The organism is Mycoplasmoides alvi ATCC 29626, assembly GCF_000701785.1.
Lineage (GTDB): Bacteria > Bacillota_I > Bacilli_A > Mycoplasmatales > Mycoplasmoidaceae > Mycoplasmoides > Mycoplasmoides alvi.
Window position 1 is genome coordinate 36,300 of the sequence record NZ_JNJU01000002.1, and the last position, 26,972, is coordinate 63,271.

Below are 26,972 nucleotides of genomic sequence, written 5' to 3' on the forward strand. Positions count from 1 at the left end.
ATTAACTATATTCATCACAACCTTGATTTTCTAAATTAAATAAATCAACTTTTGCAACTAAATATGAAAAAGTGGCGTTTCCACGTCATTCTGGACCAAAAAAAGTTGCTCAAAAACCTTTATTTTTAGGATCAGAATTATATTCTATTGAGACAATAGAGTATCAAATAGAATTTCCATCAGGATAATTTCAATTAGGAGAAAAAAATCCATATGCAACTCAATCAGGACTTATATTTGGCTTAAATAAAAATCACCCAGGAAGAATATAAGTATTAGTTAATTTTCAATCAATTCTAACTATTTTTGAATTAAAAATATCAGATTCAATTGTACAAGGTTTCACTGATGAATATAAATCTGTTGTTCCATAATCCATCATAAATGCTATTGAAATAGCAGTTGCAGCAGTTAATTGATCACTTTCAGGAGCATCTACAATTGTTCCATCTGGATTCTTAATTTTGTATGGAACTTTAGAATCCATTGAATAGTAATTATCTAATTCATATGGACTGTTAACACTGGGCAAATCAAATAAATTAACTACTTTTAATAAAACATTTTTATAAAAACTTCTACTATGTAATGCAGGAACTGTTTCACCAATGCTATCATCATAATAAGCGTACAAATTGCCCATTTGAGGGTCAGAACTCATATATGTACTTAATAATGCAAATTCATCACTATTTTTATCAGAAACATAATTATATTGAAACATTTCTCCATAAAATAAATATTGATAATAACCACCAGCTCCAAAAGAAGTTACATCACCTGCATATCCAATTTGTTGCGAATTATTATATGATGCAAATATACCATTATCAGTAAAAAATTTTAAACCAGCATGCCCAAAATGTTTAACTCCATCAATTGTTGAATGTTCATCCTTAAAAGTTGGATATTTAAAATCATAACAAGGGTTCTCATTATCAGATGTAATTTCATTTCTATTAACATGAATTTTAAAAATTTTGATAGTTGGAGCATCTTGAAGTGAACAAGAAACAACTTTATTAAAAATAGATGCTGAAGAATCATAATGCTTATATGCTAAATTCAGTGCTCTAGCTAAGTTGCTAATTCCAGCTAAAACAAAGAAAGTATCAGGAGAATTTCCTTGAACTATATATGTTGTATAATTCAAACTAACATCAACATTGGGCACACTAGAAATGAACCAAGAACTGATAATATTATAGTGGTTATCAACTAATGCAACACCATAATCTTTTGTTGTATTTACTTGTTTAGTGCATAACATCAACTTAAGAGTAAAATTTGTTGACGCACTATTTACATCAATACTATCAAAATTACTAATAGGATTTCTTCTTAACTCAATGTTTCCGTGAGAACCATTGTTAGGAATTTCACTAGAAATTTTTTTGTGCTTAGAATTTAAATTAATTTGATTCTGTTCACTATTAGAACTTGGTCTTGCAAACCAACTTATGGCTGCACCAATGCCTAAAGAAGATAAAATTATAAAAACAAATAATATACTTCTTACTTTAGATTTAAAAAATTTATTTCAGAATAATAAATTAAAAGATTTATTTAATAAATTCATAAAATTCACCAAAATTTAAAAAATTCAAAATTTATTTAATTAATTTATATTTGGCAAATATTCTAACATAGTCAAGTAATTTAAACAAAAAAAATTGTAACTTATGTATTAAATTATTTTCAATATTTGTTAATTTGAAAATTAGTATTAATTGTTTATATACAATAGCATTTATAATATTTTTTTATCATTAGATGTTTTGTATTTGTTATTTTTTTCATTATGAATATGGTACCAAAGAACATAAGGCAAAAATAACAAACCTGTTAGAACAGGTAGATAAAATGCAAAGGATCTTCATACAAAAATTGCCTGATTTAATTCAATGTTAGTTTGATTAGGATTTGTAATCACACTGGATGCAAATGCTTGAATAAAAATATTTAAAATAAGTTGAATGGAACCCTCTGCACCTGGTATGGGAATAAAATTATTTCCAGAAACTGCAACATTTGATAAGTTAAACATATCACTATAAGATAATTGTTCAATTCCATCAACACCTAATAATTGAATTGAAAAATATATACCTGAATACTGTAATAATGCTACCCCTGCTGTTCCTATAGATTGAACAATTAAACAATCTCATCTTTTTAATTCTTGTAACCATGCTTTTTTAAACACTGCTTTCTCTCTAAATTGCAATATTAACTCATCTTCAGTTTTATATGAATGGTTAAACTTTCTAAGTAATTTGTTATAAATTTTTGTACAAAAAAGGTGAAATTTACTACTGTAAGATATTGTAACAATGGATGCAAAAACTAAAATATCTAATAACATTCCACCAAAAGAAAATCAATATGCAATTATTCCTTTGGTTTGTGACACAATATCTGAATAATGAGTTGAAACAATTATAAAGGAAGGTCATGTAATTATAATTTGAGTAATTGTTCAATAAATCGAAGTTGAACTTACAACTAATAAAGAATCATTACTACTAAGTCCATGCCTTGATAATCAATAAACTTTATATGGTTCTGAACCTAATGCAAATGGGGTTATTCCATTTATAAAAATAATTGTTGCGCCAAAAATAATTCATTCATATCATTTAGCTTTTACATTAAATTTTTTGGCATTATAGAAAATAGAAAAGCTATGTCAAATTCATTGATATAAATACATGAATATAAGACCTATTAAAAATCCTTCTTTGCCAGATAAAACATTGGTATTTGCTAATTGAAGAATTAGTCCAAAATTAATTTGAAACAAAAAAACTGAAGTTAATGTTATTACTAATAACAATATGACAACCAAAATTATTCCAATTGAAATATTTTTTTTATTTCAAAAATTAGGATTTTTTTCTTTTTGGGTTGCTTTGTTTTTATTCAAATTAAACATTTTAAAATTTAAAAGTAAAAATTTAATCTCAAAAACTAAATTAGTTAAAATTAATTAAGGTTATTTTAATTTAGAAATTTAAAAAAATGAAGAATTATGAAGAATAAAAATGTTTGAAATAAATATTTCAATTTTTATAACTATAATTGAATATCATGAATGCATTTATTAACTTTAATAATATCAATAATATCTCCAATTTTATGTTTAATTGTAGCTATTATTACTTCAGTTCAAAATAATAATGTAGCTTTAGTGTGATTTAGTAACTTTGATACATGAACTTACCAAACTAATTGTTTAATAACATTTTATGTGTGATTTAATTTTTGAAATAAAGAAAATAAGATTTTTAAAAATCACAATTTTTTAATATCTATAACAACATACATAATTATTACTTTTACTTTTTTTAATTTTTATTTTATTGTTAATCAATTTGGTGGTATGCCAGAAAAAAATGATGTAATCAATGGCAATCCACATAATATTTTAAGTATTAATAATTTGTTTATAACTTCTTCAACATGAAATCATTTTATTAATCCTGTTTTCTTTTTGATTTTTAGTTTTTCCACAATGGTTAAAGAAAATAAATTATTTGAAAAAAATTTTTATAAATGAATTATTTTAACAATGATATACCCCACTATATATTGTATTTATTTGATTTTAATTCCATGGTCTGGTTTTATGGATACAGGAATAAATTCATATAGTGTTTATGGATCATTTACTCAGACAAAATATAATAATTTAACTTGATTATGAATACCACCTCTTTATATATTATTTACTGCTATTTCTACTAGCATATGACAAATAAAGAAATATTTATTTAATAAAAATAAACCACAAAACCTAAATTTAAATTAATAGAAATTCATTAGTTTTGCTTAAAAACATGAAATCTTTATTCTATAAAAGACAGTATTTAAATAATTTTAAGCACTTTCTATTAGTTAAATTAAAAATAAAACATTGTGAATTGAACAAAATAAGATCAATAATAATATAATTTAAGTTCTAACACTTAACGTATAAATTTCATTGCTAGGAACAAAGATAATTATGAACTCAAACATCAAGATTAAAAAAGCAGTTATTCCTGCTGCTGGTTTAGGAACAAGATTTTTACCAGCTACTAAAGCAATGCCTAAAGAAATGCTTCCTATTGTAGACAAACCAGCAATTCAATATATTGTAGAAGAAGCAGTAAATAGTGGTATTGAAGAAATTTTAATTATTACTTCTTCAAGTAAAAATGCAATAATTGATCATTTTGATTATTCGTATGAACTAGAAAATAGACTAAAACTGAAAAAAAAAGAAAATGAATTTAAGCAAATAAGAGATATTGCAGATATGGCAAACATTCAGTATATTAGACAAAAAGAACCTTTAGGTTTGGGTCATGCAATTTATTGTGCAAAAAGTTTTATTAATAATGAACCATTTGCGATTTTATTAGGCGATGATATAGTTGTTCCAAACAAGCAAGATAAACCTGCTCTTCTTCAATGCATTGAAGCCTTCAATGAATTGAAAGGTAATATCCTTGGAGTTCAACAAGTTCCAAATGAATTAGTACATAAATATGGAATTATTAATCCCTCTAAGGACATAAACAAAAGTAATTTAAATAAAGGTTTAATACCCATTAAAGATGTTGTTGAAAAACCTTCCCCAGAGCATGCTCCATCTAATTATGCAATTTTAGGACGCTATATACTAAATCCTGAAATATTTTGTGAGCTAGAAAACATTAAACCAGATATTAGAGATGAACTTGAATTAACAGATGCAATTTTTAAACTATCTAAATATCAAAAAATTTATGCTAAAGTTTTTACAGGTAATCGTTATGATATTGGTTCTAAATTAGGATTTATTACTGCAACAATTGATTCAGCTTTGAGGCATAAAGATATTAAGGATGATGTCAAAAAAATTATTTTAAAATGTGCTCACGAAATTAATAAACAAGAAAATAAAGAAAATAAAAAAAAGAAAAAATAAAGTTTTAAATTTTAATAAATTCTAATCAAATCTTTGTTATCTAAAAATCTACCTTTTAAAGACTTTTTATTGTGATCAGTTATGGGGTTTTTTTCAACATCAAATCATTTTTTTTCATTTTTATCATTTGAATAGAATGCTGAAGTTATTTTGGAAACAAATCCTAAAGTATCTCTATTTACAGTTTGATAAGTTGTTGCCCCTACTCCAAAAACAATATTTTTGGAAGAATATTTTTGTTTTATTAAATTTTCTAATATCAATTTTGTTCTTGTGTATGTGATTGCATCACCATAAATGATACCAACTTTAGGATTTAGTTCTTTAAATCCTTTTTTGTTCACTTTAGAGCCAAAATAATAATCTAAATAGTGAATAACCCCTCATGTTTTTTTATTTTTTCAACTAAAATTAGGTTTTCCACAAATAATTTTGATTGGATCGCCACTATCAGGTCGAATAATTAATTTACCATTTCTGGATAAAATATTTTCTTTTAGTTTAGGTAAAATTTTATCCAAAACATATCAAATATTTCAAGTGTCACTAACCAAAGATAAATTACCATTAGAAAATTTATTTATTAATCTTTTATAGGTATTAAACTCATTTTTTTTACCATCAATACTCATAACTGAATGCTCAGAAGCGAATACAGATGTTGCATCATTACCGGCAATAATTGTATCGCTTCCATTAAAATACATTAAATGAGCACTGCCACTATATATTGCACTTCATAAAGAACTCATGCCACGCATACTAAAATCATGACATTGATATTTAACAAAATCAAAATTAGTTGCACTTACTTTAGCATATTTATAAACAAGTTCATAATAATCCCTTGCAATTGTTAAAGAGGTATTAAATTGTCAAATGTTTTCTAGAATAACCGTTTCAAAAAAATTAATTAATCAAATAAATTTTGGATTAATTTGCTTTATCCCTGAAATAGTCATTAAACAAGTTTGAAAAGGAATGTGATCTAAACTTTTATGCGCCATAACTATTAATGGCAATTTTTTGGTTAATTTAATTGACTTGCCTAATTCCTTTAAACAACTTATAAAATCAATTGAAAAATCTTGGAATCCAAAAACCTGATTTAATTTTAACTTTAATAAGTTTGTTATTTTTCCATTATTTTTTTCATTTGATAACAAAATAACCGAACTAATAAAATCATTAAATACTTTATGAATAATTTCTTTAGCAAATGTATGATTTCATGCCATATCCTGAAATTCTTTATTTTTATTACCCCTTGCACTAAAAGTTAAATATAAATTTTCTACATTTTCAGGATACATTAAGCGATGAACAAGTTTGTAAGCATCGCATGGTATTAAAGCAACAAGAGATTTATCAATGTTTCAAGGTGTAACAATATTAGTTTTTTTCATGTAAACATTTACTTTATCTTAATACAATATATAACTTAATTTATTTATTTTAATATAATTTAAGTAAATTAATTATTTTCAGATTTATCCTTTTAAATAGAAAGAATTAATATGCAAAAAAATATTGAATGAATAATTTGTGATTTAGATGGAACCTTATTAAGGTATGAAAATTATTCACATGTTATTGATAAAAAAGCTATAGAAGTTATTCATAATTTGGGTAACAAAAACATTGAATTTAGTATTGCTACCGGCAGACATTATAAAGATGCTTTAAAAATTTGTATTGAAAATGATCTTGTCAAAGAACATACAAAATATATTATTGGTTGTAATGGCGGGATTATTTTTGATACATTAGCAAATAAAATAATTTTTAAAAAAATAATGAACAAAAATCAATTGATTAAATCATTTTCTGTTTTAAATTACTTATTAAATAAGGGCATTGAAGTTCTTTTGGCAGGTTATAAACTAAATAGAAATGTTGTCTTTAATCCTGAAATTAAAACTAAACGAAATTTGGTAAATGAGTTTTTAAACTATGAAGGTAATTTTTCAGAATTTAAATTTGACATATCTAATGATTTTGTAAGCGAAACTAATATTCTAAAAACAATTTTTTTCTTTGATATTGATTTTTTAAACAAAAATCAAATAACTATTGAAAACATTTATCAAGAACTTAAAGAAATGTTTAACTTTAGTAAAGGTGAACTATGTATAACATCCAAGCAGTCTATTGAATGTAATCCGGATGAAATTTCAAAAGGGAATGCAATAAAAATGTTATCCAAAAAACTAGATATTGATTTAAATCACACTTTATCTATTGGAGATTCTGGCAATGATATTAGCATGTTTGAAGTAACTAAATATAGTTCAACACTTGAATCAAGTATTGATAGTGTAAAACAAAAAGCAACAAAAGTATTTCCAACAATTGCATCAAAAATTGTAATAGATACAATAAATTTCTTTGTAAAATAAAAGATAATTAATTTACTTTTACACATTATGTTTAAATTTGCTTATTTAGGTCAAAATAATGAAAGAAAAAATTAGTATTTTGGGTACAGGTGCATGAGGAACAGCATTAGCAAATGTTTTGTTAGAAAATAATCACATTGTACAAATGTGAGGAATTGATTTAGATGAAATTAATGATTTAAAACAAGGAATAAACAAAAAATACTTTGGTAATAAGAATTTAGTTAAAATACCTGATTTAGTAACAAATGACTTATCAGATGCAATTAAAAATACAAACATTATCTTGCTAGCAATACCAAGTAAATTCTTAATTAATACCTTACATAAACTAAAACCAATTTTAAAAAAACGTAAAGTTATTATCATTAATGTTGCAAAAGGAATTGATATTGAGTCCAAAAAATTTTGATCCGACATTATTAAAGCAAATTTTAAAGAAAACAACAAAGGAATAGTGTCATTGCTAGGTCCTTCATTTGCAACTGAAGTTTTTGATAAAGAAGTAACAGTAATTAATGCTGTAAGTTCAAATTTTAATGTCATTAAACATGTACAAAAAGTATTTAATAATAAGTACTTCAATTTAGTCCCATTAGAAAATGAATTAGGAGCAGAAATTTTTGCTGCATTAAAGAATGTTGCAGCAATTGGCACTGGAATAACATATTATCTACATAATTCTATTAATACACGCTCAGCAATGTTAACTAGTTTATTTAAAGAAATTTATACAGTTTATCTAAAACTTTCTAAAACTAAAAAAGTTTCTGATATTGGTTATGAATTGTGTGCAATTGGTGATTTAACATTAACATGTACAAATGAAAAATCACGTAATTTTACTTTTGGACTAATGGTTGGTGAATTTGGAGTTAAAAAAGCATTAGAAAAAAATACAACAACTGTGGAAGGTTATATAGCATCTAGCATTGTATATGAGATATTACAAAAAAATAAAATTAAAGCACCTTTGTTAGAATCAATATACAAAATTTTATATAAAAAAATAAATCCAAACAGTTTAATTAAATCATTATTAAACAATTAAAATTTAGTAAATTTTATTTGCTTGTCTAAATAATAAATCAGATGTAATCATATCTTTTAATGTTTTTTTAGGAACTCATTTTAGTTCTTGTTTAGCTAATTTATTTGTTGTAATTAATCTTGCAGGATCTCCTGGACGACGGTTAGCAATTTTAATTTTTAATTGTTTTTTTGTTAATTTTTCTACCATGTTAATACACTCTTTAACTGTATATCCTTTGTTAGATCCTAAGTTAAAAACACTAACATCATGTTTGGGATTACATAAATAATCAGCAGCTAATAAATGAGCATTAGCTAAATCAACAACATGAATATAATCCCGTAAGCATGAACCATCTTTTGTTTCTTTATAATCATCACCAAACATTATAAATTCTGAATTACTTAAACTTGCCATTACTAACCTAGGAATTAATAAGGTTGTTTTTTTATTAAAAATTCCTAACTTAAAATCATCACTAGCTCCAGCCACATTAAAATATCTTAAAATTACAGAATTAATCCCATAAGCTTCACTAGATGCTTTTAATAAAAATTCACAAGCTAGTTTACTAGATCCATAAGGATTAATTGGATTAGTAAAACTTTTTTCATTTATTGGTAAAGTATCTGGATTGCCATATACTGCTGCAGTAGAAGAAAAAATAATTTTTTTAATTTTATTTTCATTCATTATTCGAATAATATTCATAATTCCGCAAACATTATTTTCATAATACTCTAGTGGTTGCGATACAGATTCAGAAACAATAAGCTTTGCAGCAAAATGCATAATAATATCTGGTTTAAATGATTTTACACAACTAGTTAATTTTTTATAATCTAATTGATCACCATTAATAAATTGAACATTTTTAGACAAAGATTTTTTAGTGCCTGATGACAAGTTATCATAAACTAAAATTTGATTTTTTTTATTGCTTAATAGTAAATGAGCAACATTTGACCCAATATAACCTGCACCACCAATTAATAAATACTTCATCTTAATTATTCCTTTTATTCTTTAGTATTAATTCTATTTGATAAATAATCCAAAATATCATCTGTCTCACTAGTTAATAAATTATCATCTGATAAATTAGTAGTAATTTCATCTAAAGTTCTAAAATAATCCGATTTTTCTAATAAAGATTTATGCAATGCTTTATCACTTGAATCACTATCTAAAAGATCTAAATTATCAAGATCTAATGTGTTCATATTATTTAACTCATCTGTTGATGAAGTTATATTTTCTTCAAAATCATCTAATAATTTTTGAGTCACATTTAATTGATCAGTATAATTTTCAATACTTTCAATTAATGGTTCTTCATTTATAAAAAAATCTTCATCATCAATTTCACTATCAATACTTTCTGATATTTCATCTAAAAAAGGCTTGTTATTATAATTAATAAGTTGTTTTGTGTCAGTAGTAGAAATAAAATCATCTAATTGCACATTTTCTTTTAAATCATTGCTAACAACATTATCAATGTCATCTATATTATTTTGGGTATTGTTTAATTGCTTTTCTATAATATTTTTTTTTATATCATTTTCTAAATTTGAATAATTATTTTGATTATTTCTTAAGTTCATTATTTTTTTTATTTCTGTAGGTTTAATATAATTTTGGTACAAATAATTATCATTTTGAACAGCTGAAATAATTTCAGTTAAATTGTCTTTATCTAAATCATAATAAAATAAAGCAACATTCTTAATTTCTTCTTTAGAAATAGGTAGATTAATTAAAATATCTTTTGCTTCTTGCAAAATATTTTTATTAGTCACATAAACATAATAAAAATCAACAAAACTGTTTGGTTTTTGTTTTTGTAAAAAACTTTGAGTAATTAATTCAAAATTAGATATATCATCAGCAAATTCATAAGCAGTTAAAATATTTTCTTTTTGAAAAAAACATAAAATTTTAAATTTAATTTCATCATCAATAATATAATCTTCAAATGATAATGTAAATTCATCTAAATTAGATTTCGCTGTTTGAGATTTTTGTTCCATTTTTTATATCCTACAAATTTTATTTACTATTATCTTTTATTAACAACTTAAATAATTCTTCAATAATTTTTGAAGCCATTAATTTTCGATAAATACTTCTTATTATTGATTCATTAACATCATGTGGATTATCATATGAACTAGATAACCATTTTTGTACTTCAGCAGAATCAATAATTCCTTCATATTCATAAGCGCGATCAATAATTACAATACAAAAATAATATAATCCGATTTGTTTGTTTTCTACAGTTTTTGGACCGGCAATTCCAGTTACACTTATAGCAATATCAGAGTTTAATTTTTTAATTGCTCCTATTGCCATTTCTTTTGCAACTTCAGCAGAAACTTCACCATATTGACGCAAAGTATTTTCTTTAACACCAATTAAATTTTTTTTAATTTCTGGAGTATATGCAATAATACTTCCTTTAAATATTTGAGAAGCATTAGGAACACTAGTTATTGTAGACGCAATAATCCCGCCAGTAACTGATTCAACTGTTGATAAGGTGTATTTATTTTTAATTAATTTATCAATTATAAAGTCTTTGTAATCACGCATACTAAATATCTCTATAGTTAAAAATTGAACAATAGTAACTCATATTTTAATATTTATTATTGTTCTTGATTAATCTTTAATAATCTTTGCACTTGATTAAAATAAATTACACAAGATAAAATACTAAAAATTAAAGCAAATCAATAAATTAACATTTGAATAATTCAATATCATATTTCTTCACCACTAGTTAAATTTAAATTAAAAGATAAACCAAATACAAAAAAAGTTAAAGAACATGCTAACATTTGAAAGATAGTTTTTAATTTTCCAAAAATATTTGCAGAAAGTAAAATATTTCGATTCATTGCAAACATTCTTAATCCGTCAATAATAATATCTCTAACAACAAAAATAATGACAATAATGAAATGAACATAACCCTTTACGGCAAAAATAATTAAAACAGAATTAATTAAAATTTTGTCTGCCAAAGGATCTCATAATTTTCCTATATTAGAAACTACATCTCATTTTCGTGCTAAATATCCATCTAATCAATCTGTGAATCCAGAAATTATAAACAATATACCTGAAATAAACAAACCAATAGAAACATTAATATTAATTTCACTACTAAGAAATAAAAAATTAAAAGAGTAAATTAGATTTGTTTCAATCGATAGCAAAACTATTATAGGAATAATTAAAATTATTCTAGATACAGTTAAGATATTAGGAATATTTTTTTTTATCATTTTTTTAAGTTTTAAAAATCTAATTGATCATGAGCTCTTGGGAATGGAATTGCATCACGAATATTATCAATTCCTGTTAAATACATTACTAAACGATCAAATCCTAAACCAAAACCACTTGAACGATAGTAACCATATTTACGTAAATCTAAATATCATTGAATAGATGAAATATCCATATTTAATTCATTACATCTTTTAAGCAATTTATTATAACTATCCTCACGTTGGCTACCGCCACATAACTCACCAACACCAGGAACTAATAAATCAACAGCAGCTACAGTTGCTCCATCATTATTTTGCTTCATGTAAAAAGCTTTAATTTCTTTGGGATAATTTAGAACAAATACAGGACGATTAAATACTTTTTCACAAATATATCTTTCATGTTCAGTTGCTAAATCCATTCCAAAATAAATATTCTTATTTTCAAAATTTACACCTTTAGCAACAGCTTGTTTTAAATGTTCAATTGCATCCTTATATTCAATTCTTGCAAAAGAATTAGATACAATTGTCTTTAAATTATCAATTAAATTTTTATTAATTTTTTCATTACAATATTCAAGCTCGCTTTTTGCATATGTAGTAAGATATACAATTGAATGTTTAATCATTTGTTCCATGATTATAGTTAAATCTTTTAAATTTATAAATGCAATTTCTGGTTCTATCATTCAAAATTCTGACAAATGACGGTTTGTATGTGATTTTTCAGCTCTAAAAGTTGGTCCAAAAGTAAAAACTCTTTTGTAAACTTGAGCATAAGCTTCTGCGGCCATTTGGCCACTAACAGTTAAAAGTGCTCTTTTACCAAAAAAATTTGGATCAGCTGGACTGCTAACTTGAAAAAACTCTCCTGCTCCCTCACTATCATTTGAAGTTATTATTGGTGCATGAATATATGTAAAACCATTATTTTTGAAAAATTCAAAAATGGAATTGCTAAGTTCACTTCTAATTTTCATAATGCTATAAAACTTATTAGTTCGTGGTCTCAGATGTGCAAGTGATCGTAAAAATTCGTTACCATGATGTTTTTTTTGAATTGGATAATCATTATCTGATTCTTTTAAAATACTAATTCTAGTTGCTTGAATTTCAAATGGTTGCTTTGCCTTTGGAGTTAAAATTAAAATACCTTCAACAAGAATGCTAGAACTTAAAGTAAGATTTTTTAATTCATTGTAATTGGATATAGTTTCACGTTTATAAACAATTTGTACATTTTCTAATGTAGAACCATCACTAAAAGATATAAAACCTATTGAACCGCTTTCCCTATTTGACCTCACCCAGCCTACAAGGCACACAGAAACATTATTCAAAGAATGATATTCATTTCAAAGTTTTTTTGTATAAAAAATTTCCATAAATTATTTCCAGAACTTACTTAGAACATAATAATCAAAAAATATGAGAAATATATAATTATTATATGAATATGATACTTGTATATTATAACATTAATAAAAACATAGAAAATTATTGCAAATGTATAAGTAAATTATGTGTTTAAAGTTATTTAAATTTTATTAGTATGAGAGAAATTAATATGAATATCAAAGATAAATTAAACAATTTATATAAATGCAATTATAAAAACCAATGAATATTTCATAATTTATATGTAATGATAGGTGGCTCAATAAATAACAATAGTTTCATAATAATGAATGAAGATGAAGCAGTTGTAATTGATCCAAGTTTTAATTCAGAAAAAATTAGTAAATTTTTATCAAGACATAAAATAAAAAAATTAGTAATATTATTGACACATGGACATTATGATCATGTAGGTCATAGCAATAAACTTGCTACAAAATTTAATGCGAAAATTTATATCCATAAAAACGATTTAGAACTAAAAATAACTCAACAAGCTAAATATTTTGAATTTTTAGATGAACATGACAATTTGTATAATCAATTTGTTGGGTTTACAAAGAATACTTTTAAATTACCATTACAAAAAATTCAAGTAAAAATGTTAGAAACACCTGGTCACACACCTGGCAGTGTTTGTTATTGAATTGATAAATATGTATTTTCTGGTGATTTAATTTTTGATAATGATATTGGTCGGACAGACTTTGATTACTCAAATAAAAAATTAATGAATGAAAGTTTATTACTTTTTGTCAAGACATTCAAAAATAAGAATCTTTATTTGTTTCCTGGACATGAAGAATGAACACCAATTAATCAACTAGAATGAACTAATCATTATGTCAAAAAATTTTTTAAAAAATAATTAATTTTTATTAGATTTAAAAAATTTATTATGTTTCTTAAGTGTTTTTTTAATGTCTGAGGATGATATAGATTGATATGCAACATCACTAAAAAAAACAATTGTTTCTAATTTTTTATCTAATTTTTTATTAATAGAAGCATTATGAAGACTTTGTTGAAAATCATCCATGTTTCTTACACTAGTTATTAAATATTTAGCCTTATATAATTTTGCTGCATCTACAATATAACTAGGTCATGAAATAACTTTTACATTTTTTAATTTTAATTTTTTTATTACCTTTTCTACTTTTGATTTTCTTTCCAATAAAGATAAATCATATAATTTATCCACATTTATTGAAACACATAATATTAATTCATCAAATAAATCAATTGCTTTCTTAATAATGTGAATATGTCCGCTATGAATAGGATCAAAACTACCAGGAAATAAAGCAATTCGTTTTTTCATTATTCTTTTAGTTTAACTTGATTTAAAGGCAATACAAGATTAATTGTTTTTCCCATAAAATCAATTATTTGAACTTCAATTTCATTGTTAACTAAATTTAAACCAATTACTTGACCATCAATGCCTGCATGATCGCCAAAAAGAATTGTAACAGTATGTCCAATTTTGAAATTAGAATTTATATCTTTTGGATCTAAATTACTTTTATAAATTTTATTTTCAGGAATTAATTTAGAATTTTTTGAAATATTTGTATATTCATTATCAAAATTATTAGTAATACTTTTATTCTCATCATTAGATAACAAATCACTAACATCTGTAACAGTTTCAATCTTCTTATTTAAATTACTAACTTGAGTTGAATCGAAACCAATTAAATTGCCATCTGAATCAAACTTATCTTTAGGAACTTCAATAATAGAATTTGATGTTACTACAGCATAATAATCTTCATCTAATGATTCACCTGATAATAACATTTCTTCATCAAACGTAATTGGAATAGGTTTTGCTCCTTTTCCAAAAGAACCAACTAAACCACTAATATTTTGGGCATTACGAACGGCAAATCAAGTATCATCATTCATAATCATCTTAACATAAATGTAACCTGGAAATTTATTACGATCAATGATTTTAACTTTTAAATATTTACCATTGCCTAATGTTTTCCATTTAATATTAGAAGAATTTCGCATAGATTTTGGTGGTAATTTTTGAGGATTATTATCATCAAAAATTTCCTCAATTATTTCGCGACGTTTAATTGTCTTTGCATCAATAATGTATTCATCAAAATGCATTGCTTGAACTTTAGCTTTTAAATTTTTAATAACTGTGTCTTCATTGCCATTTGTACAAGTTGTGACAAACCACTGAGCAATTAATTGTTTATTTTTTACTGCCATATTTTTTATAACTTCCCTATAGAAAAATTTATTTTAAAATTCCTAATGCAACAAAAATTTCACTAATACCAAAAAACAAACCAGTTAAAATTGCAACAATCAAAAGAACAATTAAAAAACTACTAATTAAATATTTTGGTGTAGGCCAAGAAATTCTTTTAGATTCTTTATTCATTCCAAATCATCATTGTTTAATTCGAAATTTAAAACCTAATTTTTCGCCTTTAACATTTTCATTATCAGCTAATTTGTAGTTTTCTTTTTCCTGTTTGCGTTTTTCCTTTACACGTTCTTTTAGTTCTTTATGTGCTTTTAATACATCTGGATCTTCATACTCAGAAAGTACAGAACGACGTGAAATAGATCGTTCATGAATTTCAGACTGATTACTTTCAATATTAAAATTTTCATTGTTATTATTTTGTGACATTTAGCGAGACTCCTTATGAAGGGTTTTAGCATTACATTTTGAACAATATTTATTTAATTCAAGACGTTGAGTTTTAAGATTTGATTTAGTTGTAGAATAATTACGAGACATGCAATTTTCACAAATTAAAATAGACTTGGATCGCATATTCAAAGTTAACTTTAAAATACATTAAAAAAACTCAATGCATAGCAATGAGTTGTTACTATTATACAATTTTATCAATTGTTTGTTTTGTGTATTAAATAATAACCAATTAAAATGGCATTTTTATCTATAACATATTTAAAATTTAATTCTGAATTACTTGCTTCAAAACCAGTTAAAATTATTAATAATTCATTACTTTTAATTGTCTTTAAAGCCATGTTATAAAAACTAGACATAAAACCATTTTTGAAATGATATATGCCAGAATTTAAAGCAGTTAAAGTGTCATGTCCGTAATCAAAATTTTTTGATAATTCAAGATTTTTAATATTAATTAATGCAGTTTTATCAACTAATGCATCTAAACTTGTTTTTAAACCACTTACTATGCTAACTCCTTTTAGGACATTATTGTTTATTAAAATAGCAACCAATGCAGTTCCGAAAGAAAAACCAATTACATTTTTATTTTTAAAAGCACAATATGTTGCAAAAGCTAAAATATCATTGCCAATTTCATTCAATTTCATATCTGAACTTAATTTAAAAATAAATTTTGTTTTTTTATTTATTACATGAGGAGTCAATAATAATTTTTCTTTAAAAGTTTTAATAAAAAAAGAATTTAATTTAGGAACCACACTTCCTAAAATTATTGAATCAATATTAATTGATTTAAGTTTTTGTTTTAAGATTTGGAATAAAAAATTATTTTTTGTTGAAATTATTTTTGTAGGATAACTAAAAGAAAAAAAAATTTCATCATTAATATTAAATAAAGCAAATTTTGTATATGAATTACCAATATCAATTACCAAAACATTTTTTTCTTTCTTTTTCATAAATCTATAAATTAATTATTTGATAAACTTGCAGTTGGAAGTTTACTATTATCTATTTTGTCTTTAGAGTCATTTTGAACTTTTGAAGTTTCAGGTTCTAAATTTATAATTACTGATTTACTATCAGTTTTGTCGCCATCAACTATAGAACCTTTCTCTCGTTGCAAAAGTTCAACATCAATTTTAAATCTAGCGTATTTAATAAATCCAAAACTCAACAGACTCATCAAACAAGAAAATCCTAAAATAAACCACAAAATAATATAAGTAACATTAGAAATATAATTCTTAATAACTTTTTCATCAGAGAAAGATGGATTATTAATTTGGTTAACTGATAAAAGCACCATTACAATTGATAAACTAAAGATAAGTAACAAATTAAAGCAATATATAACTATTCCCACAATGTAAAAAACTGTTCATTTTTTATTAAAATGAAATTTTTTATAAGGGTAATCTTTAACAAAATATTTGATGTCCAAAAAATATAAAAAACCAGTAATTAAAATGGAAATTAAAGGACATATTAAGAGAAAGTAAAAATTGCCACCAAATAAATTTGAATCTATTGATTTAATAAGTAAATCCCTAACAGCAAAATTAATTCCACTAGTTGCAATTAAAATTATATTAGCTAAAACAAGAATATAATGAGATCTTCAATTACGTTTCATATACACTAATATTAAATTGTTTTTAAATAAAATTTATTTAAATTAAAATTTTATCCAAAATAGCATGAACAATTTTTTTTAAATGCTTGTCAGAATAATGATCAATTGTTATTAAAGACTGATCAATTAAAATAGCTTTTTGAGTTTTATGAACTTCTCACTCAGCTAATGCTTCAAAAATAACTGCTTTGGCAATATTATCAAATTCATCATATGATCACTTAGTTTTTAAATTATTTTTGATTAGATTTTCATATTTAAAATAATTTTGAGCAAACATTTTTACAATTTTTAATTGCCATTCATCTAACTTATTGTATTGATCATATTTCTGAAAATTATAAATAATAACACTTGAATCAGTTTCTTCTCTAAGTAAGCAAGAAAATATGTACTCAAATACTGCAACTCTTTTTGCTCATATTTGTTTCATAATTACTTTTTGCTCATGCAAGTACAAAACACTACATTGACAGTTAAAACTTCTATTTGAAATTCATTTTTTAAAAAATCTTGAATTCCTTTTTGAATATTATTAATAACTTTATTTTGGATTTTATTTTGATTTCTAGTATTCAAAAAAACATTTACTTGAAATGTAGTATCATGCTCAAAATCACAAAATTCTAATTTTTGAAAAAAAACATCTCTAGCACCAATTAAGGACTTGACAACATTTGTCAAAATTTCTTGTAAAGTAGAGTAATTTATTAAAATTGAACCCTGTGTAGTTTTAACTATTTGTTTAAAAATTTCATTTTTATTAATTAAGCTCATAAATTATTTTTGCCATCTGCTAACATAGGTGCCTTCTTCAACATTAACTACAATCTTCTCTCCTGTAGAAATAAATTGGGGAACGTCTAATTGATAACCTGTTACTAACCTAGCTTTTTTCATGGCATTTGTAACAGTATTTCCTTGAACAGCATCCTCTGCCATTTCAATTTCAACAACAACTTGATCAGGCAATGTTAAACCTAAAATTTCACCCTCATACAAAATGATGCTTACTTCTGTGCCCTCAGTAATAAAATTTTTTTCTCATTCAAGTTTTTTAATAGGAATTGAAATTTGTTCATATGTTTCATTATCCATGAAATTCAAATTATCGCCATCTCCATACATAAAAGACATTTTCTTTTTATCAACTTGAGCTTGCTCTAATTTCATCCCTGTAAAAACTTCGACAGTAATTGACCCTGTGCGTAAATTTTTAACTTTACACTTGACAATTCCCTCGCGCATTGCTGTTTTATTGAATGAATTACTTAATACTAAATAAATTCCATTATTAAAAAAAATTGTATGTCCAGATCTTAAATCTTTTGCTGCAATAATACTACCCATAACCTATTCCCTCAATAATTTTAATTGACGATTATTTAAAAAATTTTTTTTAGGATATTTGATTCACTTGTGAATTTTTAAGTACAAAACTCAATTAAATACTCATGCAAAAAGAAAAGGCAACCAAGTATGTGATGGTTTAGTAGGTAAATTTATTACCTGGCTTTTCTTTTTGAGTTGATCTAAAAAACCTGGTAGTAAACTATAAACATAAACAACTACCCCAGCATCATTCAAACACATATTTTTTAAAGTTTCACATCAAGCATTAAATTTAGCATCATTTGTTCAAGGTGTTGTAGTAGAATTTCCAGGTCTAGTAGAAAATCAAGTGCCTAGCGATTCACGTATGTAATAAACACTCTTAGATTTTGATACTGCCTGATGATATAAAATACAATCCTGATATCACATATTTTCTAAAAGATCGTCCAAACTATAAAATAGTTCATTTGAATAAAATTTACATATAGGTTGACTATGAGGAGTACGTAATTTTTTTTTATTATTTATTTGTCTAGATTTGCCAAAAAAAGGATTTAAAACATATTTTTTGTCATCATCAATAAAACAATCAAATGATGAAACGATCATATCATAATCAATATATGGCAATACTTTACTAAAAGCATCTTCAAAAAAATAATCATCACTGTCAAGAATAGTAATTAATTTACCATGAGCTAAATTATTTTTTTTAACAAAATTTATAACAGACCCTCAATTCCCATTAGTTTTTTTATAATAAAAAATATTTGATGAATAATGATGCAAATAGTTTTGCATAACAATCTCAGTTTCATCTGTAGAACCATCATCAACAACAATTACTTCAATCTTATTAAAAACAATATTTTGATTAATAATTGAATTTAAAGCAAAAGGCAAATAATCACAACAATTATATGTTGGCACTATTACTGTGATGTCAAAATTGTTTATCTTTAAATTTGCCATACTTGAATTGAAATTTAAGAAATCTAATATTATAAATACATATAACATTATAAAATCATATTTAGATTTATGTTAGTTAGTATTTATTTTTTTACAAATTTTTTTAATTAGTAAGCATTAAACACTTAAATATAGTGCTTTTAAATTAAATATTGTGAAAGTCATGTATGTTTAAAAATTTTTCTAATAAATTCTTTTTTTAAATTTGATATTAAATAAACAAAAAATATAACAACTAAACTAACAAAAATTAACAATCAACCCCATCATTCTTTATTAATAGAATTACCAACTAATAAATTTTGATTTGAGTTTACACTTAAATCCAAATTAAAAGTAATTTTAAAAAATAAAATACCAATAAATAATCTTGTTAATAAACCAACTAACATAAATTGATCTGAAATAAATTTCTGATTAATTTCATTAAAATGATTTATTTTGACCAAAAAATTAGATTTTGTTTTAAATGAATTATATGAAGAAACTATATTTAAGAATAAGTAAGATAAAATTAGTGTTGGCAATGAACAAATATTAGCTCCTATATAAAAAACATTAAATCCATTAATTAATCCATTTATTGAACTCAAATTGTAATATCAGAAATCCAATCAAGTTTCTAAAGAAAAGCAAATTAAAGAAAAAATTACAAAAATTATAAGTGCAATTTTTCAAGGAATTACTTTTGTATACTTTCGAATATAAAATCCAGCTAAGAATAAATAAAAAATAAGAAATCAATTTGTAAATAAATTTATATAAGAATATTCTGGTATATCTTCTCTAAATTTTGGATTTGCTACAAATACATCAGATCATGTAGATAAAAAACAAGCAATTAATGTAAATATAACAATTAAAGTAGTACAACTTGAAAAAGATATTTTATTCAAGAAATTAAAAATAAATGGAGCAAAAAATAAAAAAAAGAAGAGCGTAACTACAAATATAGTTCCTAAAATATAAAAATTTTGCATTGGAATAAGGGTATATAAAATTAAAAAACCATATCAATTACTAATGTTGTCTGTTCAACCATAATTAATTTGAGATAAAAAATTGTTATCATTTTTAGGTGCAATATATGTGCTTAAGTTTAAATGAGTATTTTGAATAATCAAAAATGTTAATACACCTATAATGATGGTGAGAGTTGCATAGAAATAATATGAAAAATAAAAAGGAATTTGTTTTTTCATTCATTCCTTTCAAAAAATATGTTTATCTGTATAAAAATCATAACCAAGAATAAACCCTGAAGCAGTTAGTCCTATACTTAATCCTGGGTATCATATGAAATTTAAAAAAATTTTAAAAGATGCACTATAATTTGGTGTAAATTGCAATAGTACTATACTAACTACAGAAACAAACAGCAAATACATCCTTGCAAAATTAAGTCCAATTGGATTTGGTTTTTTATGTGTACATGAATAACGATCATGCCAACTATTTTGTAGCAAGTAAATATCTTCCTATTTATATGGAATTAAAATTATTAAATACTATAAGAGTAAATAACAAGTTATTTTACCACATGAATGACATAATTTAATTTTGTTTTCTTTAATTGCTCAATTGTTGAATGAAGTGGACAACGTTTTTGAGTATATCTAATAAAATCAGAAATTTCTTGAGTTGTATTATTAGCTTGTATATAATAATGAATTGTCATTTCTCTAATTCCATAATAATCATCTGTTGGTTCCCCCTCAGATGATGCTTCAATAATAATTTTGGCATTCATTAAGTTTAAATTTTGACTCGAAGCATACAACTTCATTATTAACAAATGACATGAAGATAAACTATTTAATCATGCACTTACAGGTGTCATGCCTTTTAATTTAGATTCTTCTTGCCTAATTGCAATATGATCAATGGGAAAAGAAAAATTATTAGATGTACTTAATATACTTCCATCTTCAGTTAAAAAAGTTTCACTCTTGTGATTATGTATCTTCATATTCATTTCCTTATCTACTATAGTTCAAAGCAATTTATTTACTTATAATAATATTGATATTATAATAAATAATTTTTAGAAATATTGCAATGCAAAAAATAACAAATAATAAAAAATTAATTCAAAATGGATATTTACAAGTTAGTGAATTACATAAAATTTATTGAGAAGAATGAGGAAATCCTAATGGCATTCCAGCAGTCTATTTACATGGTGGTCCTGGTGGGTCTATAAGTCATAATTCACCAAGATTCTTTGATTTAAACAAATATCATTTAATCCTTTTTGATCAAAGAGGTTGTGGCAATTCTGTTCCAAAATTTCATTTAGAAGATAACACAACAAAACACTTAGTTGATGATATAGATAAATTAAGAAATTTTTTAAAAATTAAAAAATGACTTATATTTGGAGGAAGTTGAGGTTCTACTTTAGGATTATCATATGCAATTAAATACCCTAAGAATGTTTCTGGACTAATTTTAAGAGGAATTTTTTTAGGAAGAGAAAAAGATTGAAATTGATTTTTGGAACCAACAGGAGTAGCTCAAATATTTCCTGAAAAATATGAAAAATTTATTGAAATAGTTCCAAAACAAAATCAAAAAAATATTATTCATTGATACTACAATCAATTAAAATCTAAAGATAAACAAAAAAGAATAATTGCTGGTCAAAGATGAAGTCAATGAGAATCTTCTTTATTATTTTTTAATAAAACAATTCATATTCCTTCTAATCCTATGGAAGATTATCAAATTTCATTAATGGAGTGTCATTATGCAATTAACAAAACATTTTTTAAAGATCCAAATTACATTTTAAACAATGTTTCAATACTAAAAAATAAACCTTGCTGATTAATTCATGGACAATATGATTTTGTTTGTCCAATTGTAAATGCTTATGATTTAAATAAAGTTTTAACAAAAAGTAAATTAATTGTTGTCAAAAATGCCGGTCACAGTTCAAGTGAATTAGGGATAGAAAAAGAATTAAAAAAAGCTACAAAAGAATTTTTGTTGCAAAATAACTTAAAATAAGTTTTTAAATTTTTATTTATGTTTTATTAGTTTGTCTATAACAATTTTATATTTTCTTATTAAATTATTAATGTAATTTAATGCATTATTTCAACATTCTTCATTGCTTAAATCAATGCCTAAAAATTTAATCATTTCTATTGCACTTTTTGATGAACCAAACTTTAAAAAACTAATGTAATTTTTAATTGCTTTTTTGTCATTACTAAAAATTTTTATTGCAATATTTAGAGCCACGATTTCAGCAATTGCATATTTATAAACATAAAGTGATCCAGAGTAAAAGTGTTCAATTTGAAAAATACTAAATAAATTTTTAAAATTTTTATTTTTATTAAAATTATTCTTGTTTATTAGATTATATTTTGAAAGTGATTTTGAATACATATCAAATATTCGTTCAGATGTTACAAAATTATTATCATCTAAATTTGAAATAAATTGTAATTCAAAATCATTTAAAGCAATTTGAAATAAAGTTGTATCAAAAAAATTGGAAATTATTTTTTCATATATACTGGCAATTAATTTTAAATCATTTTGAAATGTATTTATTAAATAAAAACTTAATAACATTTCATTAACTAAAGATGCAATTTCTCCAGTTAATGTATCTATTTCACAATAGATAGTTTGATTATTGCTTACATATAATGAATGCATAGCATGTCCTAATTCATGACTTAATGAAAATACAGAATCAAGGTTATATTCATAATTTAAAAAAATAAAAAATTTTTTCATGCCATATATTTCACCAATAGAATAAGATCCTAATTGCTTGTTATTTTTTGGCAATCAAGAAATTCATCGATTATTAAATATATTTTTTATTTCTGATGCATATTTTTGACCAAAAAGTTTTAAAGAATTTAAAACTAATGATTTTGCTTCATCAATTGAATATTTTTTAGAAAAATAAAAAAGATTTAATTCTGTATCCCAAGGATATATTTTTTTAAGTTTATATTTTTTCTTTAAAGCAGAAAAATGTAACTTATTATATTTTTCATAAAGATTAGAAAAAATTTGTAATTTTGATTGCACTAAATATAAAAAATTTTTATCAATTTCATCAATAAAACATTGTGCACTAATAAAATTATCAAAATTATTGATTTTTGATAATAAATTTAAAGATAAATAATTGTAATAAAGTAATTTTGTAAACGTATTCTTATTATTTAAATATGCATTTCTCAAACTTATTCATGCAGATTTTCTTAAAACATGATCACGACTCTTTAACAGAGCATATAAATCTAATTCATTTTTAATTGAAATTTTTTTATTATTTTTATTATATACACTTTGGTAATTTAATTCTGAAGTAGATAATACCTGATAAATGCTAGCAACATCAATAATGCCATTTTTATATTTAGTTATTATTAAATCTTTTTGGTTAGATAGTAAGTAAGGTTTATATTGAAAAATTAAATTAAATAATCTTTTATATTTTTTATATTTTGTAAGGTTTAAAAACTTTTTAATTTTTTCTTCATACTTAAAAATTATATTGTATTCATTAGATAAAGCTATATCCAATTTTTGGGATAAATCAAAAATTTTTTGTTCTCACATTCTCATTTCTGAAGAAAGTACATTTTCATTAATTTTATTAGTAACATAATTAGAAATTTGATTAAAAAATTTAGTAATAGTTAAGCTTAATGACAAATATTTAGAAAACTTAGATTCATCTAAATAACATTTACCTTCATCATAAATATTTATTAATTTGTTTATGTTTTTACTTAATTGGTTATATAAATTATCTAATGATTGGTTATTAAGAATTGATTCTAAATCTCAATCTAAGGAATTATTCAAATTATTTTTTACCTTTTTTAAGGAATTTTGCATATTCTTCATCAATTAATTTTTTTAATTCTGGCACTAACTCAGCTTCTTTTACTGATTTAAACACTACCCCTTTTTTAAATATTATACCCTTTCCAGCTCCGCCAGCAATTCCTATATCAGCTTCTTTAGCTTCACCTGGGCCATTAACTGTACAACCTAAAATTGAAACACGTAAAGGAAAATTCATTTTTTTTACATATTCCTCAATTTCATCAACGATAGGAAACATATTAAAATTTAATCTTCCACATGTTGGGCAAGCCACCACATTAACTAAATTATCATATAATCCAAGAGCATTTAATAAACGCTTACCAACTTTAATTTCCTCAACTGGATCACTTGCTAAAGATATTCGCATTGTATCGCCAATACCCTCAAGAATTAATGGTGTCAAACCAGCAACAGATTTAATTGCTCCATTTAAAATAGTACCAGCTTCTGTAATACCAAGATGCATAGGATATTTAAATGTTCTAGCGCCTAATCTGTATGCTTCCATGGATAAAAGTGGTGTAGATGTTTTTAATGAAATAACAATATTTTCAAAACCAACATCATTAAACATTTTGACATATCTTTTTGCAGCAATATTCATAGCTTTGGCTGTTACTCCATATTTATTCATTAAATCCATTGGTAAACTACCAGAGTTAACTCCTACGCGGATTGGAACATTTCTTTTGTTGGCCAATTTTACAATTTCTATTAATTTATTTTTATCAGTAATGTTACCTGGATTTAATCTAATCTTTGCCACGCCAGCTTTTAATGCTGCAATTGCATAATTAGGATTAAAATGAATATCAGCAATAATTGGGCATGGGGCTAATTCTATAATTTTTGAAATAGCTTTAGCATCATTATCATCAAAAATTGCTACCCTTACTAATTCTGCTCCCTCTTTATGTAACTCATTAATTTGTTTTAAACAACTCTTAATATTTTTGGTTTTTGCAATTGTCATTGATTGCAAAATAATTTTATTTTGACCACCTAATTGAACGTTTTTTATATTAACTGGACGTGTGTTTCATCTTTGTATTGGTTTGGCCACTTTTAATTACCTTAAAATAAAAATATTAAAAATATTTTAAAATACAAAAAAATAGATAAGCAAGCATAAACAAATTTTTTTTCTAATGACTAAAATAAAATGAACTTCAAAAATAAAAAGGAACTTAAACTATGAATGATTATTTAATAATTGTTGGTAGTAACTCACCCAATTCAATTAATAATAAAATTGCGATGCAATTGCAAAATAAAATCAATTGTGATTTAATTTATTTAAAAGATTATGATGTACCATTGTATAGCATTATGATTGAAAATCAAGGCATACCAAAACTAATTAAAGATCTAGAAAATAGATTAAAAAAATATAAAACAATTATTTTGTTTACTCCAGAGCACAATGGATATTTACCAAGTTTTGTTAAAAATATTTTTGACTGATTAAGTAGAGACTTTAACTTTAAAAATGGTCAATATTTTAATGATCAAAGTCTTTTTATAGTTTGTGTGTCTCCAGGTCCTAGTGGTGGAGAAAGTGTTCGTAAAATTTCTAGTAACTTATTAAAATACAGTGGTGCTAAAATAATTGGTACATATGGAATTGGTTCATATTCAGATGATAAAAACTTTAATTATGATATCCAAAAAATTCAAAATTATATTATGAATTAAAGGGATTTCATAATGATCCAGAATTTATTGAATTTAAAATTTCTTTTTTTTCATCTCATGATAAATTATGAAATCAAGATCCTGTAACAAAAACATTACCTTTTGGTCATAATTTTTTTATTTCAACTGATGTAATTCCGCCATCAAATTCAATAATCGGTAATTTAATATTGTTTTTTTCGCACAATAATTGTAATTTTTTTAAATTATCCTCAACAATTGAATTATATTTTTGACCACCTGTTCCAGGAATAACTGACATTAATGTAATGTAATCTACATTAGCTATTAAATTTAAATAGTTATCAAAGTTAGTGTCAAATTTAAAAGCAATTCCTGCTTTTTTATTGTGATTTTTAATGTATTTAATATACTGAAGACCATCTTCTATATTATTTAATGGTTCTACATGAAAAGAAATTCCGTCAAAAGGATAATTTATAAATTTAGTTAAATGCAATGAAATATTTTTTACCATTAAATGAACATTAACTTTAAATCCCAAAGAATACAAACTATCTAAATGAGATGTGTCAAAACCTTTAGTTCCTGTAAATTCATCCATTACATCATAATGAATATTTGTTAAACCAATTTGTTTTAAAAAAGATAGATAACTTAAATCAAAATTATTAATTAATGGTAAAACAGAAAATGATAATTTTTTAAAATTTTTAAAATCAAAGACCATTA

Annotated in this window: 30 protein-coding genes; 7 read left to right on the forward strand and 23 right to left on the reverse strand. The window is 23.9% G+C overall.

The annotated features are described in order from the left end of the window. Nucleotide 1 precedes the first annotated feature (1 nt). Nucleotides 2–1,579 carry a hypothetical protein gene (locus T383_RS0101215; protein ID WP_033159867.1) on the reverse strand — a complete coding sequence of 526 codons (1,578 nt, stop codon included), beginning with the start codon at nucleotides 1,577–1,579 and terminating at the stop codon, nucleotides 2–4. Between the two features lie 171 nt (nucleotides 1,580–1,750). Then, a complete protein-coding gene (locus T383_RS0101220) occupies nucleotides 1,751–2,926 on the reverse strand; it encodes a lysylphosphatidylglycerol synthase transmembrane domain-containing protein (protein WP_156940233.1) in 1,176 nt (391 codons plus the stop codon). A gap of 105 nt (nucleotides 2,927–3,031) precedes the next feature. On the opposite strand from T383_RS0101220, the gene T383_RS0101230 reads away from it, so the two are divergent. Both T383_RS0101230 and galU read left to right on the forward strand, forming a co-directional pair. Beyond that, nucleotides 3,032–3,811 carry a DUF1600 domain-containing protein gene (locus tag T383_RS0101230; RefSeq protein ID WP_033159870.1) on the forward strand — a complete coding sequence of 260 codons (780 nt, stop codon included), beginning with the start codon at nucleotides 3,032–3,034 and terminating at the stop codon, nucleotides 3,809–3,811. A 195-nt stretch (nucleotides 3,812–4,006) separates the two neighbouring features. Continuing rightward, the gene (galU, locus tag T383_RS0101235; protein ID WP_033159871.1) at nucleotides 4,007–4,954 is read left to right on the forward strand and encodes a UTP--glucose-1-phosphate uridylyltransferase GalU; all 948 of its coding nucleotides are present in this window, start codon (nucleotides 4,007–4,009) and stop codon (nucleotides 4,952–4,954) included. Nucleotides 4,955–4,965: 11 nt separating this feature from the next. Here galU and T383_RS0101240 read toward each other — a convergent pair whose 3' ends face one another. After that, a complete protein-coding gene (locus tag T383_RS0101240) occupies nucleotides 4,966–6,360 on the reverse strand; it encodes a nicotinate phosphoribosyltransferase (protein ID WP_033159872.1) in 1,395 nt (464 codons plus the stop codon). Between the two features lie 111 nt (nucleotides 6,361–6,471). On the opposite strand from T383_RS0101240, the gene T383_RS0101245 reads away from it, so the two are divergent. Next, nucleotides 6,472–7,353, forward strand: coding sequence for a Cof-type HAD-IIB family hydrolase (locus T383_RS0101245; protein WP_033159873.1), 882 nt, complete (start codon nucleotides 6,472–6,474; stop codon nucleotides 7,351–7,353). 58 nt (nucleotides 7,354–7,411) lie between these two features. Continuing rightward, the gene (locus T383_RS0101250; protein ID WP_033159874.1) at nucleotides 7,412–8,404 is read left to right on the forward strand and encodes an NAD(P)H-dependent glycerol-3-phosphate dehydrogenase; all 993 of its coding nucleotides are present in this window, start codon (nucleotides 7,412–7,414) and stop codon (nucleotides 8,402–8,404) included. Nucleotides 8,405–8,407: 3 nt separating this feature from the next. Here the strand turns inward: T383_RS0101250 and galE are convergent, their stop codons facing one another. From galE to asnS, 5 genes are read right to left on the reverse strand one after another with little or no spacing between them, the layout of a single operon-like run. Next, nucleotides 8,408–9,391, reverse strand: coding sequence for a UDP-glucose 4-epimerase GalE (galE, locus tag T383_RS0101255; RefSeq protein ID WP_033159875.1), 984 nt, complete (start codon nucleotides 9,389–9,391; stop codon nucleotides 8,408–8,410). Between the two features lie 14 nt (nucleotides 9,392–9,405). After that, the gene (locus T383_RS0101260; RefSeq protein ID WP_033159876.1) at nucleotides 9,406–10,419 is read right to left on the reverse strand and encodes a hypothetical protein; all 1,014 of its coding nucleotides are present in this window, start codon (nucleotides 10,417–10,419) and stop codon (nucleotides 9,406–9,408) included. 19 nt (nucleotides 10,420–10,438) lie between these two features. Beyond that, nucleotides 10,439–10,984 carry a CinA family protein gene (locus T383_RS0101265; protein ID WP_033159877.1) on the reverse strand — a complete coding sequence of 182 codons (546 nt, stop codon included), beginning with the start codon at nucleotides 10,982–10,984 and terminating at the stop codon, nucleotides 10,439–10,441. Nucleotides 10,985–11,040: 56 nt separating this feature from the next. Further along, a complete protein-coding gene (gene pgsA / locus T383_RS0101270) occupies nucleotides 11,041–11,682 on the reverse strand; it encodes a CDP-diacylglycerol--glycerol-3-phosphate 3-phosphatidyltransferase (RefSeq protein WP_084269023.1) in 642 nt (213 codons plus the stop codon). A gap of 11 nt (nucleotides 11,683–11,693) precedes the next feature. Next, the gene (gene asnS, locus T383_RS0101275; protein WP_033159879.1) at nucleotides 11,694–13,058 is read right to left on the reverse strand and encodes an asparagine--tRNA ligase; all 1,365 of its coding nucleotides are present in this window, start codon (nucleotides 13,056–13,058) and stop codon (nucleotides 11,694–11,696) included. Between the two features lie 182 nt (nucleotides 13,059–13,240). Here asnS and T383_RS0101280 point away from each other — a divergent pair, with 182 nt between their 5' ends. After that, a complete protein-coding gene (locus T383_RS0101280) occupies nucleotides 13,241–13,939 on the forward strand; it encodes an MBL fold metallo-hydrolase (RefSeq protein ID WP_033159880.1) in 699 nt (232 codons plus the stop codon). Here T383_RS0101280 and coaD read toward each other — a convergent pair whose 3' ends face one another. From coaD to T383_RS0101335, 12 genes are all read right to left on the reverse strand, one after another. Continuing rightward, nucleotides 13,940–14,395: a pantetheine-phosphate adenylyltransferase gene (coaD, locus tag T383_RS0101285; protein WP_033159881.1), complete on the reverse strand. Its 456-nt coding sequence runs from the start codon at nucleotides 14,393–14,395 to the stop codon at nucleotides 13,940–13,942. Then, a complete protein-coding gene (nusG, locus tag T383_RS0101290) occupies nucleotides 14,395–15,306 on the reverse strand; it encodes a transcription termination/antitermination protein NusG (RefSeq protein ID WP_033159882.1) in 912 nt (303 codons plus the stop codon). Before nusG ends, coaD begins: the two co-directional genes overlap by 1 nt. A 28-nt stretch (nucleotides 15,307–15,334) precedes the next feature. Continuing rightward, nucleotides 15,335–15,736: a preprotein translocase subunit SecE gene (gene secE / locus T383_RS0101295; RefSeq protein WP_033159883.1), complete on the reverse strand. Its 402-nt coding sequence runs from the start codon at nucleotides 15,734–15,736 to the stop codon at nucleotides 15,335–15,337. After that, on the reverse strand, nucleotides 15,737–15,883 hold the full coding sequence (gene rpmG, locus T383_RS03830) for a 50S ribosomal protein L33 (RefSeq protein ID WP_084269025.1): 147 nt from the start codon (nucleotides 15,881–15,883) through the stop codon (nucleotides 15,737–15,739). Nucleotides 15,884–15,954: 71 nt separating this feature from the next. Further along, a complete protein-coding gene (locus T383_RS0101300; RefSeq protein ID WP_033159884.1) occupies nucleotides 15,955–16,728 on the reverse strand; it encodes a type III pantothenate kinase in 774 nt (257 codons plus the stop codon). A gap of 11 nt (nucleotides 16,729–16,739) precedes the next feature. Beyond that, entirely contained in the window at nucleotides 16,740–17,405 is a 666-nt protein-coding gene (locus T383_RS0101305; protein ID WP_033159885.1) for a DUF5453 family protein, read from the reverse strand. Between the two features lie 37 nt (nucleotides 17,406–17,442). After that, on the reverse strand, nucleotides 17,443–17,838 hold the full coding sequence (locus T383_RS0101310; RefSeq protein WP_033159886.1) for a DUF1948 domain-containing protein: 396 nt from the start codon (nucleotides 17,836–17,838) through the stop codon (nucleotides 17,443–17,445). A gap of 2 nt (nucleotides 17,839–17,840) precedes the next feature. Then, entirely contained in the window at nucleotides 17,841–18,182 is a 342-nt protein-coding gene (locus T383_RS0101315; RefSeq protein ID WP_033159887.1) for a hypothetical protein, read from the reverse strand. 3 nt (nucleotides 18,183–18,185) lie between these two features. After that, on the reverse strand, nucleotides 18,186–18,755 hold the full coding sequence (efp, locus tag T383_RS0101320) for an elongation factor P (RefSeq protein WP_033159888.1): 570 nt from the start codon (nucleotides 18,753–18,755) through the stop codon (nucleotides 18,186–18,188). A gap of 3 nt (nucleotides 18,756–18,758) precedes the next feature. Further along, the gene (locus tag T383_RS0101325; protein ID WP_052663960.1) at nucleotides 18,759–19,712 is read right to left on the reverse strand and encodes a glycosyltransferase family 2 protein; all 954 of its coding nucleotides are present in this window, start codon (nucleotides 19,710–19,712) and stop codon (nucleotides 18,759–18,761) included. Between the two features lie 140 nt (nucleotides 19,713–19,852). Then, a complete protein-coding gene (locus tag T383_RS0101330) occupies nucleotides 19,853–21,178 on the reverse strand; it encodes a hypothetical protein (protein WP_033159889.1) in 1,326 nt (441 codons plus the stop codon). Between the two features lie 62 nt (nucleotides 21,179–21,240). Then, nucleotides 21,241–21,681 (reverse strand): OsmC family protein, encoded by a 441-nt coding sequence (locus T383_RS0101335; RefSeq protein WP_033159890.1) that lies wholly within the window; start codon nucleotides 21,679–21,681, stop codon nucleotides 21,241–21,243. 89 nt (nucleotides 21,682–21,770) lie between these two features. Here T383_RS0101335 and pip point away from each other — a divergent pair, with 89 nt between their 5' ends. Beyond that, entirely contained in the window at nucleotides 21,771–22,724 is a 954-nt protein-coding gene (gene pip, locus T383_RS0101340) for a prolyl aminopeptidase (protein ID WP_033159891.1), read from the forward strand. Nucleotides 22,725–22,736: 12 nt separating this feature from the next. Here the strand turns inward: pip and T383_RS0101345 are convergent, their stop codons facing one another. Next, nucleotides 22,737–24,557: a M3 family metallopeptidase gene (locus T383_RS0101345; RefSeq protein WP_169735588.1), complete on the reverse strand. Its 1,821-nt coding sequence runs from the start codon at nucleotides 24,555–24,557 to the stop codon at nucleotides 22,737–22,739. 1 nt (nucleotide 24,558) lies between these two features. After that, nucleotides 24,559–25,647 (reverse strand): flavodoxin-dependent (E)-4-hydroxy-3-methylbut-2-enyl-diphosphate synthase, encoded by a 1,089-nt coding sequence (gene ispG / locus T383_RS0101350; protein ID WP_052663962.1) that lies wholly within the window; start codon nucleotides 25,645–25,647, stop codon nucleotides 24,559–24,561. 131 nt (nucleotides 25,648–25,778) lie between these two features. Here ispG and T383_RS0101355 point away from each other — a divergent pair, with 131 nt between their 5' ends. Then, nucleotides 25,779–26,279 (forward strand): NADPH-dependent FMN reductase, encoded by a 501-nt coding sequence (locus T383_RS0101355; RefSeq protein ID WP_033159893.1) that lies wholly within the window; start codon nucleotides 25,779–25,781, stop codon nucleotides 26,277–26,279. Here T383_RS0101355 and T383_RS0101360 read toward each other — a convergent pair. Next, nucleotides 26,269–26,970: a ribulose-phosphate 3-epimerase gene (locus T383_RS0101360; RefSeq protein WP_033159894.1), complete on the reverse strand. Its 702-nt coding sequence runs from the start codon at nucleotides 26,968–26,970 to the stop codon at nucleotides 26,269–26,271. The two genes, T383_RS0101355 and T383_RS0101360, sit on opposite strands and share 11 nt — an antisense overlap. Nucleotides 26,971–26,972: the final 2 nt, after the last annotated feature.